Source organism: Pseudomonas sp. GW822-FHT03F08 (assembly GCF_058801265.1).
Window position 1 is genome coordinate 393,033 of sequence record NZ_JBXANC010000001.1, and the last position, 13,881, is coordinate 406,913.

At 61.5% G+C, this 13,881-nt stretch carries 14 protein-coding genes; 7 read left to right on the forward strand and 7 right to left on the reverse strand.

The features are described from left to right. Positions 1 to 4: 4 nt before the first annotated feature. Positions 5 to 1,900 carry an FTR1 family protein gene (locus AC1RME_RS01835; protein ID WP_192559267.1) on the reverse strand — a complete coding sequence of 632 codons (1,896 nt, stop codon included), beginning with the start codon at positions 1,898 to 1,900 and terminating at the stop codon, positions 5 to 7. A gap of 151 nt (positions 1,901 to 2,051) precedes the next feature. On the opposite strand from AC1RME_RS01835, the gene AC1RME_RS01840 reads away from it, so the two are divergent. The 5 genes from AC1RME_RS01840 (at position 2,052) to AC1RME_RS01860 (ending at position 6,783) form a co-directional block, all read left to right on the forward strand. Next, a complete protein-coding gene (locus AC1RME_RS01840) occupies positions 2,052 to 3,425 on the forward strand; it encodes a COG3014 family protein (RefSeq protein ID WP_493090330.1) in 1,374 nt (457 codons plus the stop codon). Positions 3,426 to 3,627: 202 nt separating this feature from the next. Continuing rightward, complete coding sequence (locus AC1RME_RS01845; RefSeq protein WP_096817376.1) at positions 3,628 to 5,022, forward strand: COG3014 family protein; 1,395 nt, start codon at positions 3,628 to 3,630, stop codon at positions 5,020 to 5,022. A 15-nt stretch (positions 5,023 to 5,037) separates the two neighbouring features. Continuing rightward, a complete protein-coding gene (locus AC1RME_RS01850; protein WP_096817374.1) occupies positions 5,038 to 5,412 on the forward strand; it encodes a YcfL family putative periplasmic lipoprotein in 375 nt (124 codons plus the stop codon). A 36-nt stretch (positions 5,413 to 5,448) separates the two neighbouring features. Continuing rightward, a complete protein-coding gene (lpoB, locus tag AC1RME_RS01855; RefSeq protein ID WP_096817372.1) occupies positions 5,449 to 6,036 on the forward strand; it encodes a penicillin-binding protein activator LpoB in 588 nt (195 codons plus the stop codon). Positions 6,037 to 6,039: 3 nt separating this feature from the next. Then, on the forward strand, positions 6,040 to 6,783 hold the full coding sequence (locus AC1RME_RS01860; protein ID WP_096817370.1) for a penicillin-binding protein activator LpoB: 744 nt from the start codon (positions 6,040 to 6,042) through the stop codon (positions 6,781 to 6,783). 60 nt (positions 6,784 to 6,843) lie between these two features. On the opposite strand, the gene AC1RME_RS01865 is transcribed toward AC1RME_RS01860, so the two are convergent. From AC1RME_RS01865 to AC1RME_RS01875, 3 genes are all read right to left on the reverse strand, one after another. Next, positions 6,844 to 7,476 carry a LysE family transporter gene (locus AC1RME_RS01865; protein ID WP_085708946.1) on the reverse strand — a complete coding sequence of 211 codons (633 nt, stop codon included), beginning with the start codon at positions 7,474 to 7,476 and terminating at the stop codon, positions 6,844 to 6,846. A 114-nt stretch (positions 7,477 to 7,590) separates the two neighbouring features. After that, positions 7,591 to 8,172 (reverse strand): mechanosensitive ion channel family protein, encoded by a 582-nt coding sequence (locus AC1RME_RS01870; protein WP_096817368.1) that lies wholly within the window; start codon positions 8,170 to 8,172, stop codon positions 7,591 to 7,593. After that, on the reverse strand, positions 8,172 to 10,082 hold the full coding sequence (locus tag AC1RME_RS01875; protein ID WP_096817366.1) for an ATP-binding cassette domain-containing protein: 1,911 nt from the start codon (positions 10,080 to 10,082) through the stop codon (positions 8,172 to 8,174). Before AC1RME_RS01875 ends, AC1RME_RS01870 begins: the two co-directional genes overlap by 1 nt. A gap of 50 nt (positions 10,083 to 10,132) precedes the next feature. Here AC1RME_RS01875 and AC1RME_RS01880 point away from each other — a divergent pair, with 50 nt between their 5' ends. Then, positions 10,133 to 10,594: a TIGR02444 family protein gene (locus AC1RME_RS01880; RefSeq protein ID WP_493070216.1), complete on the forward strand. Its 462-nt coding sequence runs from the start codon at positions 10,133 to 10,135 to the stop codon at positions 10,592 to 10,594. Here AC1RME_RS01880 and AC1RME_RS01885 read toward each other — a convergent pair. Then, positions 10,591 to 11,754 (reverse strand): AlgP family protein, encoded by a 1,164-nt coding sequence (locus AC1RME_RS01885; protein ID WP_493090332.1) that lies wholly within the window; start codon positions 11,752 to 11,754, stop codon positions 10,591 to 10,593. The genes AC1RME_RS01880 and AC1RME_RS01885 overlap by 4 nt on opposite strands. Positions 11,755 to 11,946: 192 nt before the next feature. Between AC1RME_RS01885 and AC1RME_RS01890 the strand changes: the two genes are divergently transcribed. Further along, positions 11,947 to 12,612, forward strand: coding sequence for an FKBP-type peptidyl-prolyl cis-trans isomerase (locus AC1RME_RS01890; protein WP_096817361.1), 666 nt, complete (start codon positions 11,947 to 11,949; stop codon positions 12,610 to 12,612). A 59-nt stretch (positions 12,613 to 12,671) separates the two neighbouring features. Here AC1RME_RS01890 and rsd read toward each other — a convergent pair whose 3' ends face one another. After that, complete coding sequence (gene rsd, locus AC1RME_RS01895) at positions 12,672 to 13,130, reverse strand: sigma D regulator (protein ID WP_085731442.1); 459 nt, start codon at positions 13,128 to 13,130, stop codon at positions 12,672 to 12,674. A 185-nt stretch (positions 13,131 to 13,315) separates the two neighbouring features. Next, entirely contained in the window at positions 13,316 to 13,867 is a 552-nt protein-coding gene (locus tag AC1RME_RS01900) for a disulfide bond formation protein B (RefSeq protein WP_493090333.1), read from the reverse strand. Between the last annotated feature and the right edge of the window lie 14 nt (positions 13,868 to 13,881).

Genomic DNA, 13,881 nt, shown 5'->3' on the forward strand with positions numbered 1-13,881 from the left:
CATCTCAAGCCGCCACTCGGCGCTTTTCAGCCACCCAACTGCGGCCATACAGCACGATGATCGCCGCAATCGCCACAGCCTGAGCCGTCAGCGAGTAGGCGTCGGCATGAATCCCCAGCCATTCGAAATCGAAGAACGCCACCGGGCGAGTGCCGAAAATCCCGGCCTCCTGCAGCGCCTTCACACCATGACCGGCAAACACCACCGACAGCGCGCAGAGCAACGCCGCGTTGATGCTGAAGAACAGTGCCAGCGGCAATTTCGCGGAGCCGCGCAGGATCACCCACGCCAGACCGAACAGCAGCACCAGCGCCGTCGCCCCACCCGCCAACACCGCGTTGTGCCCGGCAGGCCCCGCCTGCAACCACAGGGTTTCGTAGAACAGGATCACCTCGAACAGCTCGCGGTACACCGAGAAGAACGCGAGGATGGCGAAGCCGAATCGACCACCGCCACCGACCAGGCTCTGCTTGATGTAGTCCTGCCAGGCCGCTGCGTGGCGACGGTCGTGCATCCACACCCCGAGCCACAGCACCATGACACTGGCGAACAGCGCGGTGGCGCCTTCCAGCAGTTCGCGCTGGGAGCCGCTGACATCGATCACATACGCCGCCAGCGCCCAGGTGCCGAGACCGGCCAGCAGCGCCAGGCCCCAGCCGACGTTGACGCTGCGCACCGCCGATTGCTGGCCGGTATTGCGCAGGAACGCGAGGATCGCCGCCAGCACCAGAATCGCTTCCAGCCCTTCACGCAACAGAATCAGCAGCCCGGAGATGTAACTCAGCGACCAGCTCAGTCCGTCGCTGCCCAGCAGGCCGGCGGATTCCTTGAGTTTGGCCTTGGCCGCGTCGAGGCGCTGCTCGGCCTGCTCGACCGACAAGCCATCCTGCAGCGATTGCCGGTAGGCCATCAGGGATTTTTCGGTGTCCTTGCGCACGTTGGCGTCGACGTTATCCAGCGAGCTTTCGACCAGTTCGAAGCCTTCCAGATACGCGGCAACGGACAAGTCATAAGCCTGATCACGCTCGCCGGCGCGGTAAGCGGCAAGGCTCTTGTCCAGCGTCGCGGCGGTGTAGTCGAGCAACTGCGCCGGCCCTCGCTTGACCTGTGGCGGTTGCGCCCGCTGTGCGCGGAAGGTCGCGGCGGCGGCCGGGCCTTCGGCGGCCTGCACTTCGGCCGGTGTCTGACGGGCGAGGTCGGCGATGTTGTAGGTCTTGTCGGTTTTGGCCGTGGCCGGATCGGCGCTGAACTGAGCGATATAGGTCGCCAGATCCCAGCGCTGACGATCGTCCAGTTGATCGGCGAAGGCCGGCATGTCGGTGCCTTCGACGCCCTGGCCGAGGGTGTTGTAGATCGCGTACAGGCTCAGGTGATCCAGGCGCGCCGCATCACGCAGGTTGGCCGGCGCGGGCTCCATGCCGACACCCGCAGGGCCATCGCCGGCACCGTTGGTGCCATGACACACCGAGCAGTGCTGGGTATAGAGCGGCGCGCCACGGGTCGGATCCGGGGTGATGATCGGGGCCTGGCTGACTTCATAGGCCACCGCCAGTTTCGCCCCCAGTTGCCGGGCCTGACGGGCGACGTCCGCGCCGTCCTGCTTGGCGGTGATGGCGGCGAGCAGAGCGTCGATGCCTTGCTCCAGACCAGCCTTCTCCGGTTTGGCCGGCATGCCGGCAATCAAGCCTTGCAGCGCGCGGGTGAACTCCAGTTGTTCACGGTATTCGGCATCGTCGATGACCTTGCCCGCCTCTACCGTTGGCGGGTAATCGGCGCTGATGTAATCGAGCAGGTGCAGCGCTTGCGGCGCGCCTTCCACGGTTTCGGCCAGCAGATTGAAGCTGCTCAGGGCAAACAACGGGAACACCAGCCAGGCCAGGAATCGGGACGAGGCAGTCATGAAGGGGTCTCAATTGGAAATGCGAAGTAACACATTGTTCACGTCGCGGAAGCCTGACTCAAGCTTTCTCTCCAATCTCCGGCACATAGCCATCGCCCGCCCCTATAATCCGACACCTCCCGCCTCACTGTTCAAGGACGAGCTGCACTCCATGCGCCAATGCCTGCTGTTCCCGGTGTTAATCGGCACGATCCTGCAACTGAGCGGATGCGCCGCCTACCGCAATTACGATCTGGAGATGCAACAGACCAATGCCCAGTTGATGCGCGGCGACTTTCAGGGCGCGCTGGATCTGCTGGAATGGCACAACCCCTGGGAAGACAAGGATCTGCTCTATTACTTCGAAAAGGGCTCGATACTCAGCTTCGCCAACGCCTTGCCGCAGAGTCAGACGGCCTGGCGCAGCGCCGACCGCATGGTGTTTCAACGTGAAGAGGTCGTGCCTTCTGCGCCCATGAAGCTGCTCAATCAGTTCTCCTATGAAATGGGCACCATGCTGGTCAACGACAAGTTGAGCCGCTACGACGGCTACGACTACGAAAAGGTCATGCTGACCACGCAGATGGCCCTCAACCAACTGGCCGTCGGCGATTTCGACGGCGCCCGGGCCGACATCAAGAAAACCCACGAGCGCGAAACACTGATTGCCCGTCAACGGGAACGTCAGTACGAGGAACTCGAGGAGCAGGCCAAGACTCAAGGCATCTCCGTGCAATACAAGGATCTGCAGGGCTATCCGGTCCAGACCCTGAATGCGCCGGCGGTGATTGAACTGAAAAACGGCTACCAGAGTGCCTTCAGCCATTACCTGGCCGGATTCACCTATGAAGCGCTGGGCGAGCGGGGTCTGGCGGCTCCGGGCTATCGCCAGGCAATCGAGTTGCGCCCGAATACACCGTTCCTCGAACAGGCGCTGCGCAACCTCGACAAGCCACCGGCCAACAATGATGAAAGCGACGTGCTGATCGTCGTCCAGAGCGGTCTGGCCCCGGCTCGCAGTTCCGTCAGCGTGCCGATCCCGGTGCGGCTCAATGAAAACCTGGTCATTACCGCGCCGATCTCCTTTCCCATCCTGGTGCCGGACACTGTCACACCGGCGTTCGACCACATCATGGTGGATGGCCGCAAACGGCCGCTGACCGCGATCAACAGCGTCACCGACATGGCATTTCGCACGTTGCGCGACGATATGCCGGCGATCATTTCCCGGGCGATGTTCCGCGCCAACATGGCGGCCATTTCCCAGGCCTATGAAAATGAACGCAACCCGGCCAAGGCCTCGCTGGTCGTCACTGAGCACGACCCCTTTGAAGAAGCGGATACGCGAACCTGGCGCACCCTGCCAGACAAGACACTGGTGGCACGGCTGCGGCTGAAAAAGGGCAATCATCAGTTCGGCGCCCCCAATGTGCCGGGGGCGGCACCGGTCACCCTGCGGATCGACCGCGATCATCAATTGGTCAACTTGAGACTTTTGAGCGATATCGGCAATGCGATCGGCAATGCCGGGCTGCCTGATAAGTAGTGGCACAGAACTAACCGGTGCGATTAAAAAGCTATTACATAGCCAGCATCGGCCGCCTATAATGCCGTGCCCTCGTTATCGCGATACGGCATTAAAGCTCCTCTGATTATGAGGAATTGGCAGGAGGCCAACGCCACTGCCGATCGGTCCCAGCAGCCCGACCCGCACCCGAGGCTGTCGCTACTCATGGAAGAAGTACCCCATGGCATTCCGCGCTCCCACTCTGATCGCGCTTGGCGCAGTCACCCTGCTGTCCGGCTGTTCGGCGTTTCGCAACTACGATTCCGAACTGGCCCAGACCAACCAGCAACTGGCCACCGGCAACGTCGACGCCGCCCTGACCCTGCTGGAAAAGAACAACACCGGTCCAGACAAGGACCTGCTCTACTACTTCGAAAAAGGCGAACTGCTACGCGCCAAGGGTGATCTGTCCGGCAGCCAGAACGCCTGGACCAGCGCCGACCAGGTAGTGGGCAAGTGGGAAGACTCGGTCAAGCTCGACACCGACAAATACCTGGCCCAGTTCGGCAGTTTCCTGGTCAACGACAAGGTTCGTCGCTACGAAGGCTACGACTACGAAAAAGTCATGCTGACCACGCAGATGGCCCTGAACCTGCTGGCGGTCAACGATTTCGACGGCGCCCGCACCGTGATCAAGAAGACCCACGAACGTGAAGCCGTGATCGCCGACCTGCGCGACAAGGAATACCTCAAGAGCGAAGAGGAAGCCGAGAAGGAAGGCATCAAGACCCAGTACAAGGACCTGCAAGGCTACCCGGTCGCCAGCCTCGACGCCCCGGAAGTGGTCGGTCTGAAGAACAGCTACCAGAGCGCGTTCAGCCACTACCTGGCCGGCTTCGTCTACGAAGCCCTGGACGAAAAAGACCTGGCGGCACCGGGTTATCGCAAGGCCGCCGAGCTGCGCCCGAACACGCCGCTGCTGGAGCAGGCGCTGGTCAACCTGGACAAACCGGTCAAGAGCGATGACAGCGACATCCTGATCGTGGTGCAAAGCGGTCTGGCACCGGCCCGCGACTCGATCCGCGTCCCGCTGCCGCTGCCGATCTCCAACAGCGTGGTGATCACCCCGCTGTCGTTCCCGATCATCAAGCCTGACACCTCGACCGCGCCGTTCGCGCAGATCGGTGTCGACGGCCAGCAACTGAACCTGACCGCCCTCAACAGCACCACTGCCATGTCCCGCCGCGCCCTGCGCGATGACATGCCGGGGATCATCGTACGCACCATGGTGCGCGCGATCACCAAAGGCGTGGCGCAGAAGAAGATCAACGAAACCAACCCGCTGGCGGGCCTGGCGGTCGGTATCTCTTCAGCTGTGCTCGAAGGTGCCGATACCCGTACGTGGCGTACCTTGCCGGACACCACCCAGGTGGTGCGTCTGCGCCTGAAAAAGGGTGAGCATCAGGTTACCCTGCCGAGCGCCGTGGGTGGTTCGGTGGTCAAGATCACCGTCGATCAGCGTTATCAGGTGATCACCCTGCGCGCCGTGGGCAACCAGGTGTTTGCCGCCGGGCTCGCCGCCCACGTGATCCCGAGCGCCAACGCCACTGCTGTGGCCAGCCTCAAACAACCTTAAGAACGGAGTCTTTGCATGCGTTTCAAACTCTTCGCCGTCGCCGCCCTCGCCTTGCTGGCCAGCGGCTGCGCCACCCCGCCACCACCGGAGCCGGGCAGCGCCGCGAGCAAGGTCGTGGCCATGGGCCCGCAGAAACACATCGCGGTCGGTGCCATGCGCGTCGCCCGTGAGAACGGCTTCATGACCGTCAATGTGCAGTTGACCAACACCCTCAACAGCAACAAGACGTTCTACTACCGCTTCGCCTGGCTCGGCGCGGAAGGTTTCCCGATTGCCGAAGAAGAAGTCTGGAAGAGCCAGATGATGTACGGCGCCCAGACCAGCTTCATTCAGGGCATCGCCCCGACACCGAAAGCCGTGGATTTCCGTCTGGAACTCAAGACGCCTTAAGCCCGACACCCTATTCCTGATTCAGAGAGCATTCCCATGTTTGCACGCTTTTCCTTCATCGCTGTCATCGCCCTGCTGGCCAGCGGTTGCGCCAACACTTCGCCGACCCTGGGCAGCAAGAACATCAGCTACGGCGACACCAAGGCCGTTGAAACCGTAACCAACGAGTTCGGTTCGACCGACCTGCAGATGATCGCCGAGTCGATGACCCGTTCCCTCGCCCAGTCCGGCATTCTGCAGGGCCGCCCTGTGGTGCAGGTCTACGACGTGAAGAACAAGACCAGCGAATACATCGACACCCGTGAAATCACCACCAGCATCAAGACTCAGCTGATGAAGTCCGGCGCCGCCCGTTTCGCCAGCGACAACACCGCGATGCAAAGTCAGGTCGACCAGCTCAAGCTGCAAAACCAGAGCGGCCTGTACAAGAAGAACACCGTGGCCAAGACCGGCAACATGATTGCGGCCAAATACCGTCTTGAAGGTTCGATCAGCTCGATCGTCAAGCGCAGCAGCGACTACAAGGACGTCTTCTACAAATTCAGCCTGCAACTGATCGACGTTGAAAGCGGTCTGGCCGAGTGGATGGACGAGAAAGAGATCCGCAAAACCACGGAGCGTTAATTGATGCGCGCATGGATTGGCATGATGGCCCTGGCTTGCGCGTTCAGCGCGCAAGCGGCCCCGAAAGTCGCGGTAACGGATCTGGCGTACCAGGAACGTGTGGAGCAATACATCCACATCGTTTCGTCGAAGAACAATTACCGCGAGGGCTACTACAGCTCCAGCGGTTCTTCGAGCTACGACGAGTTCGAAGCCAACACCAGTTACATCGAGCAGGCCGAGCTGCGTAAATTCACCGGCGACATCAAAGGTGAAATCCTGCGCACCGGCATGTTCCAGTTGATTCAGGGCACGCCGTACACTGCCTCGTCCAAGGGTGACATCTACGATGTGATCAAGCGGATCAAGGCCGGCAACTTCAAGGGTGCCGACTACGTGCTGTTCGGCACGGTGTCTGACATCGACTTCACCCAGGACATGAACGAGCTGGCGAACACCGACAGCTATTCAGCCGTACTGGGCCTGACGCTGGTGGCGGATTTCAGCCTGATCAACACCAAGACCTACGAAATCACCTCGGCCTTCACGGCGATGGGTGAAGCGCAGGACACCAAACTGGTGAACCACCGCGACATCAAGATCTCACTCAACCGCCCACGGGTGGTGCGTGATGTCTCGAAAGCGCTGGGCGAAGACGTCGCCGGACAGCTGAGCATGCAGCTCGGCGGCAACGGTTACGAGCAACCGCGCGAACCGCAGCAGCGCAACAATCTGCCGCGTGATACGGCGCCGGTGATTCTTCACTGACCGACTGCCGAAAACGAAAAATGCGACCTGAAAAGGTCGCCTTTTTTATGCCTGCCCGCTTTACGCGGCGGCTTTGCGCAACGTCGCCATGAACGCCGCCGCACCGATGAACAGCCCGGCAAACGTGCGGTTCATGCGCTTCTGCTGGGTCGGTGTGCGCAGCAGACGCAGCACCTTCGACGCCAGCCCGGTGTAGCCGGCCATGACGATCAGGTCGACGCAGATCATGGTCACGCCGATCACCACGTACTGGATCAGCAGCGGCGCGTGAGGGTTGATGAACTGCGGCAGCACCGCCAGCATGAACACCAGAGCCTTGGGGTTGCTGATGTTCACCAGGAACCCACGGAACACCAGCGCCATCGGCCGACCGATCGGGCGTACCGCCGCGTCATCGCTCATGTCCATCGGCAGTGCGCGCCATTGCTTGATCGCCAGATAAACCAAGTACGCGACACCGAACCATTTGATCGCATGGAACGCAGTGGCCGAAGCGGTGAGGATCGCGCCGACACCGGCGCCGACGATGGCAATCTGCAGGGCCAGACCCAGTTGCAGGCCCAGGGCGTTCCAGTAACCGCGCCAGAAACCGTATTGCAGACCGCTGGACATCGACGCAATCGCGCCGGCACCAGGAGAAAGGCTGATCACCCAGCAGGCGGCAAAAAACGCCAGCCATGTTTGAAGCTCCATCGCACACCTCGACTCGGACTCGTGACAAACGTCCAAGCTAATGCGATTCAGGCTGGATGACTACCGATTTTTTTCAGGATGTTGCGGCTGCCGACCAACGTGGCCGGCGCCCGATCACTTTTCGAAACCGCTGGAAGGAAACACATCCGACCCGCGCCAGCGTCGCACGGAGCGTTGGAAGAACAGGCTGTTGGGCACCTGCACCATGGCGCTGCCGGTGCCGAGCTCTTCGGCTTCGATCAGCGTGGTGTAGAGCAGATTGATCGCCACCACCCGGCCTTTGACGCCGGGCTTGTCGGTGGTGTCCACCAGTTCGACCACATCGCCGAGACGGAACGGGCCGACGGTGAAAATCAGAATCGCACAGAGCAGGTTCGACAGCACACTCCACATGGCGAAGAACGCCACCGCCGCGACGGCGACGAAGCCGGACAACGCCGTCCACAGCACCGTGGCGGAGACTCCGAGGCGTTCCAGCACGAAGATCAGCGCGCTGCCCATGATCAGCCAGCGCAGCCCCCCGCGCAGCGGCATCAGCAGCTGCGGCGGGAACGGATACTTCTCGCCCAGGCGTGTCAGGAATCGGGCGACGACGCGCTGGGCGAAGTAACCGGCCAGCAGGATCAGCAGAATCTGCACGCCCAGCCAGATCGGCTCGATCCACACCGCTGGCAGCGGCAGCTTGAACGCGTCCATCAGGACAGCGCCTCCAGCTCCGACTGCATGCTTTCCAGGGTTTCCAGCGCTTGCATCCACGCCTCTTCAAGTTCGCCTTCGCGCACTTTCAGTTTGGCCTGTTCGGCCAGCAGGTCGCGCAATTCGTTCTTGCGCGCCGGCTCGTAGATGTCGCTGTCGCCAAGGCTGGCATCGACCTTGGCGAGTTTCTCGTGCAGCTTGCCCAACTCGGCTTCGAGCTTGTCGGCCTCGCGCTTGTGCGGCGCCAGTTGCTGACGCAACGCGGCAGCAGCCTGACGCTGGGCCTTCTTGTCGGTCTTGTCCGGGTTGACCGGCGTGTTGCTGACCGGGGCGTTGCGCTGACGGTATTCCACCAGCCAACGGGCGTAATCTTCGAGGTCGCCATCGAACTCCTCGACCTTGCCGTCCGCGACCAGGTAGAAGTTGTCGGTGGTGCTCTTGAGCAGATGCCGATCGTGGGAAACCACCAGTACCGCGCCGCTGAACTCCTGCAACGCCATGGTCAGCGCCAGACGCATTTCCAGATCGAGGTGGTTGGTCGGTTCGTCGAGCAGCAACAGGTTCGGCCGCTCCCAGGCGATCAACGCCAGGGCCAGACGGGCCTTTTCACCACCGGAGAAATTCAGCACCGGCTCGTCGAGACGCGCACCACGGAAGTCGAAACCACCGAGGAAATCACGCAACGTCTGCTCGCGCTCGGTCGGTGCCAGGCGCTGCAAGTGCAGCAACGGGCTGGCCTTGGCGTCCAGCGAGTCGAGCTGATGCTGTGCGAAGTAGCCGACCACGGTGTTTTCGCCACGGGTCAGGCGCCCGGCCAGCGGTTCGAGCTCGCCGGCGAGGTTCTTGATCAGGGTCGACTTGCCCGCGCCGTTGGGGCCGAGCAAGCCGATCCGCGCGCCAGGGGTCAGTTGCAGCTTGACCTTCTCCAGCACGGTTCTGTCGCCGTAGCCCAGGTTCGCATCGGACAGGTCGATCAGCGTGCTGGAAATCTTGGTCGATTCACGGAACACGAAGTCGAACGGCGAATCGACGTGGGCCGCCGACAGCTCTTCCATCCGCTCCAGCGCCTTGATCCGGCTCTGGGCCTGACGGGCCTTGGTGGCCTGGGCCTTGAAGCGGGCGATGTAGCTTTCCATGTGCGCACGTTGCGCCTGCTGCTTCTCGTAGGCCTGTTGCTGCTGGGCCAGACGTTCGGCACGGGCGCGTTCGAACGCGGTGTAGCCGCCACGGTAGAGGGTCAGCTTGCGCTGATCGACGTGGGCCACATGATCGACGACTTCATCGAGGAAATCCCGGTCGTGGGAGATCAGCAATAACGTGCCGGGGTAACTTTTCAGCCACTCTTCGAGCCAGATGATGGCATCGAGGTCCAAGTGGTTGGTCGGTTCGTCGAGCAGCAGCAGGTCCGATGGGCACATCAAAGCCTGCGCAAGGTTCAGACGCATCCGCCAGCCACCGGAGAAATCTCCTACCTGACGATCCATCTGCTCATTGGTGAAACCGAGACCGGCCAGCAACTTGCGCGCACGCGCATCGGCGGTGTAGCCGTCGGCGCTGTCGAGTTCGATGTGCAGGCGGGCCAGTGCGGTGCCGTCGTGAGCCTCTTCGGCTGCCGCGAGCTCACGCTGCACTTTGCGCAGACGCAGGTCGCCGTCGAGCACATAGTCGACCGCCAGCCGCTCGAGGGTGTCGACCTCCTGGCGCATGTGGGCGATACGCCAGTCGGCCGGCAGCAGGCAATCGCCCGAGTCCGGGTGCAACTCACCGCGCAGCAAGGCGAACAGGCTGGATTTGCCGGCGCCGTTGGCACCGATGAGGCCGGCTTTGTGGCCGGCGTGCAGGGTCAGCTCGGCGTCTTCTAGCAGACGTTGCGGGCCACGCTGTAAAGTCAGGTTCTGAAGTCGGATCATAATGGCGGCGGAGTCTACCAGCTTCGCTCACAACTGGCGCGAGTAGCACGATGTCCTCTGACCTGTGGAGCTTTGCCCTTGCCGTCTATGCCCGTCCCGGCGTAGAGGATGCCTGCCTGCGCCTGCAATCGGCGGGGGCCAATGTGTGCCTGATGCTGTGCGGTTTGTGGCTGGAACAGCGCGATGCGACCTGCGACGAGATGCGTGCGAAACAGCTTCGAGAGCTGACCATCCCTTGGGACAAAGAGGTGATTCAACCGCTGCGAGCGATGCGCATGCAGTGGAAAACGCTGACTGACACGGATCCGGTGCTCAAGGGTATGCGCGAGCAGATCAAGGGGCTGGAACTGGAGGCGGAGCGCGCTTTGCTGTCGCGACTTGAAGGCGCGGCGCAGGGCTGGAGGCGCAACTCGAAGGAATCGAGTGACTGGCTGGAGGTTCTGGCCGGCAGTGCGGCCAACCTGAACCGCGACGCGCTGCAAGTGCTGCGCGTCGCGGCGACCGGTGCTTAGGAAGCGCTGGTCGGGTTGCTGGCGACGCTCGACACCGGTGCCGACGATGGCGCGGTGGTGGTCGAGGTAGTGGCGGCGGATGCAGGTGCTGCGGTCGATGCCGGGGTTGCCGGCGCGGCTGGCTTGGCAGCAGGTGCAGTAGCCGGTTTCGCTGCAGCTGGCTTGGCAGCGGCAGGTTTTTTCACGGCAGGTTTTGCGGCGGGTTTCGCTGCTGGCTTGGCGGCAGCCGCTGCTGGTTTAGCGGTAGCTGCTGGCTTGGCCGCAGTAGTTGCAGGCTTGGCGGCGGTGGCCGGTTTTGCAGCAGGTTTAGCCACGGCTTTTACCGCAGGCTTGGCGGCTGGTTTCGCTGCAGGTTTAGCGGCAACCGGTTTGGCCGCGGTTTTGGTTGCTGGCTTGGCAGCAGCCGTTCTGGCCGCAGGTTTTGCTGCCGGTTTAGCAGCGGTTTTGGCGGCTGGTTTTGCAGCCGGTTTGGCAACTGCGGTTTTCGCCGGAGCAGCTTTTGCAGCAGCGGTTCTCGCGGCAGGCGTGGCAGCTGGTTTGGCAGCAGCCGGCTTGGCGGCAGCTGGTTTTGCCGCGACGGTTTTAGCCGCAGGTTTTGCAGCGCTGGCGGCTGCGGGTTTCTTCGCTGCAGGTTTTGCGGCGGCTTTCACTGGCGCTTTTGCCGGGGCTTTTGCAGGGGCTTTGGCGGGCGCCTTGGCCGGGGCTTTTGCAGCAGGTTTGGCGGCCGCTTTTTTCGCAGGCGCCGCTGCCGGCTTGGCTGAACGCAGGGACAACGCCTTGCCGACGGCTTCTTGAACACGACCGACACCCTGGGCCAGTTTCAGGCTTTCCTGGGCATCGCGCTTGAGTTGCAGAATGTAGCTGCGGGTGTCGGACTGACGATCCTTCAGCGCATCCAGCAGGTCTTCGAGTTCCTTCACGGCACCCTTGGCCTTGGTCTGCGCCTTGGCTTTACCGGCTGCGGCTGCGTCCTGCAATTTGGTGCGGGATTTGTGCAGTTTTTCTTGCGCCTTGCCGCGTTGCTTTTCCAGTTTGGCGAGCAGTTTTTCAGCATCAGCCAAGGCTTGGGAGCAAGCGTTTTCCAAATGTTCGAGCAGGCTGCCCGAGAGCTGTTGGAGTAAGTGCAACGGAGTATTTACAGGCTTCTTGGTGGCCGACATGGTTTACCTCCTGGCTGACGTGAGTGCGGCTCATACTAGACCTCTGCTGCTACCGCCGCTAGGGCATGTTGACAGTATCGAATGCACTCGGTTGCAGGCTTGCGAAAAACTTCTGCACATTGCTCAAAGCAGTTCACCGGTGCAGACGTTCGCGCTGGCATAATCCACCGCAATTCAGGACGGAGAGTGCCCATGTCGCGCTACTTTTTTTTATCCCTCTGCATGATCTTTTCGGCGGTTCAGGCCGACGAAAAAAACACCGCGAACGATGCTCATGATCTGGCCTACAGTCTCGGCGCGAGCCTCGGTGAACGGCTGCGTCAAGAAGTGCCGCAGCTACAGATCCAGGCATTGATCGAAGGTCTGCAACAGGCCTATCAAGGCAAGCCGCTGGCCCTGAGCGAGGCACGTATCGAGCAGATCCTGGCCGATCACGAATCGCAGACGGCCGAGCATGCCGCCATGCCGTCGACTGAAGCTGCGATGGAAAACGAGCGACGTTTTCTCACCGCCGAAAAAGCCAAACCGGGAGTGAAAGAGTTGGCCGACGGCATCCTGCTGACCGAGCTGGCGCCGGGGAATGGCACCAAGGCCGGCCCGGATGGAAAAGTACAGGTGCTGTATGTCGGTCGACTGCCGGACGGTACCGTGTTCGATCAGAACACTCAGCCTCAGTGGTTCAATCTCGACAGCGTGATCGCCGGATGGCGCACCGCGCTGCAAAACATGCCGGTGGGTGCGAAGTGGCGATTGGTGATTCCATCGGATCAGGCTTACGGCGCCGACGGTGCCGGCGACTTGATCGCGCCGTTCACACCGCTGGTGTTCGAAGTCGAATTGCGCGGCGCGACCAGTTGATCGCCCAATAAAAAACGGTGCGCTGTTGGCGCACCGTTTTTGTGTCTTGCAGGGTCGGTTCAAGCCTGAACCGAATCCTCTTCCTTGTGGGCGGTATGCAGCACTTCGATCAGGCAGTCTTCCAGTTCGAAGCGCTCGTGGAGCAGCCCACCCAGCTCCTTGAATTTTTCGGCAACGCATTTGCCTTCATCGCAAAGGTCATTGAAGGCCAGCAGTTTTTCCGTGATGACATCGATGCGCGGATAAATCGTCTCGGCCAGTTCCAGGCCGCGCTTGTCGTTGAAGGCCTTGGCCTCGCCCGTCAGCTGTTCGTAGATTTCGAAATGCCCGGCCGACACGTAATCGACCAGCACGCCGCAGAATTCCTGCAAGGGCTTTCGATCCACGGAAAGCGACTGAGGCTCTGCGCCCAGCTTGTCGTAAGCAGCGATCAGCTCCTCACGCTCCTGGAGCCAGCGGTCGATCAGCAGATGAACTCCACCCCAACGTTCCTGAGCATTCTGACAACTTTCGAGCATGGCGATCTCTCTTCCCTTGTGGGTCATGCTGCCCTACTCCCGCGCCCCTTCTTGTGGGTATTGCTTTGAGAGGCGGCCAGGCAGAGCGTCATCGAGCAACACAAATCCAATGACACGTGCGGGCCAGATTATGCCCGCACGCCTATGGCTTCAAGGTACGCAGGAGAGAAAGTTCATACAAGTGTTTAATCCCCGAGCAGCGCCCGGTGCGACGCTTCGCCGCTGAGCGGTCGTTGCAGAGCGCTCCAGGCCAGCCGCAGCAACTGGTAAACCGCCAGGATCGACAGCGCGACGAAGAACAGCAGGCTCCACTCCGGAATGCTCAGGTCAAACAATGTCCAGGACAATTGCGCGCAATCCTCGCTGTCATTGAACATCCGCGCCAGGGCGCAGAGCCAGGGCAGAGAACTGAAAAGCTCTTCCGGGTTGGGTGCGCATTGCGCCAGGTGATGCATCGAATCACTCTGCAGCAGCACCTGCCGCCAGGCCGCCATCGTTCCACCCAGAGCGGCTGACAACGCGCCAGACCAGTAGAGCGACAGACCGAAACGACCGGGCCCATGCACAGCCGCCACGCCACAGCAAACGGTGAGAATACTCAGGAAAAGCCGTTGCACCAGGCACAGGCTGCAAGGCACCAGGCCGACCTCGTACTCGAGGTAATAGGAAGCTCCCAGCGCCAGTGTTCCCGCCGTGAAAGCCATAAAAAACAGGGAGCGTGAGCAGGTCAACGACATGGGTTATCCGTAAC

Excerpts from the sequence above, each read along its gene's own strand:
- AC1RME_RS01840 (WP_493090330.1), top strand. The coding sequence starts at position 2,052 with ATGCGCCAATGCCTGCTGTTCCCGGTGTTAATCGGCACGATCCTGCAA.
- AC1RME_RS01845 (WP_096817376.1), top strand. The coding sequence starts at position 3,628 with ATGGCATTCCGCGCTCCCACTCTGATCGCGCTTGGCGCAGTCACCCTG.
- lpoB (WP_096817372.1), top strand. The coding sequence starts at position 5,449 with ATGTTTGCACGCTTTTCCTTCATCGCTGTCATCGCCCTGCTGGCCAGC.
- AC1RME_RS01860 (WP_096817370.1), top strand. The coding sequence starts at position 6,040 with ATGCGCGCATGGATTGGCATGATGGCCCTGGCTTGCGCGTTCAGCGCG.
- AC1RME_RS01835 (WP_192559267.1), bottom strand. The coding sequence starts at position 1,900 with ATGACTGCCTCGTCCCGATTCCTGGCCTGGCTGGTGTTCCCGTTGTTT.
- AC1RME_RS01865 (WP_085708946.1), bottom strand. The coding sequence starts at position 7,476 with ATGGAGCTTCAAACATGGCTGGCGTTTTTTGCCGCCTGCTGGGTGATC.
- rsd (WP_085731442.1), bottom strand. The coding sequence starts at position 13,130 with ATGCTCGAAAGTTGTCAGAATGCTCAGGAACGTTGGGGTGGAGTTCAT.
- AC1RME_RS01880 (WP_493070216.1), top strand. The coding sequence starts at position 10,133 with ATGTCCTCTGACCTGTGGAGCTTTGCCCTTGCCGTCTATGCCCGTCCC.
- AC1RME_RS01890 (WP_096817361.1), top strand. The coding sequence starts at position 11,947 with ATGTCGCGCTACTTTTTTTTATCCCTCTGCATGATCTTTTCGGCGGTT.
- AC1RME_RS01850 (WP_096817374.1), top strand. The coding sequence starts at position 5,038 with ATGCGTTTCAAACTCTTCGCCGTCGCCGCCCTCGCCTTGCTGGCCAGC.
- AC1RME_RS01900 (WP_493090333.1), bottom strand. The coding sequence starts at position 13,867 with ATGTCGTTGACCTGCTCACGCTCCCTGTTTTTTATGGCTTTCACGGCG.
- AC1RME_RS01870 (WP_096817368.1), bottom strand. The coding sequence starts at position 8,172 with ATGGACGCGTTCAAGCTGCCGCTGCCAGCGGTGTGGATCGAGCCGATC.
- AC1RME_RS01875 (WP_096817366.1), bottom strand. The coding sequence starts at position 10,082 with ATGATCCGACTTCAGAACCTGACTTTACAGCGTGGCCCGCAACGTCTG.
- AC1RME_RS01885 (WP_493090332.1), bottom strand. The coding sequence starts at position 11,754 with ATGTCGGCCACCAAGAAGCCTGTAAATACTCCGTTGCACTTACTCCAA.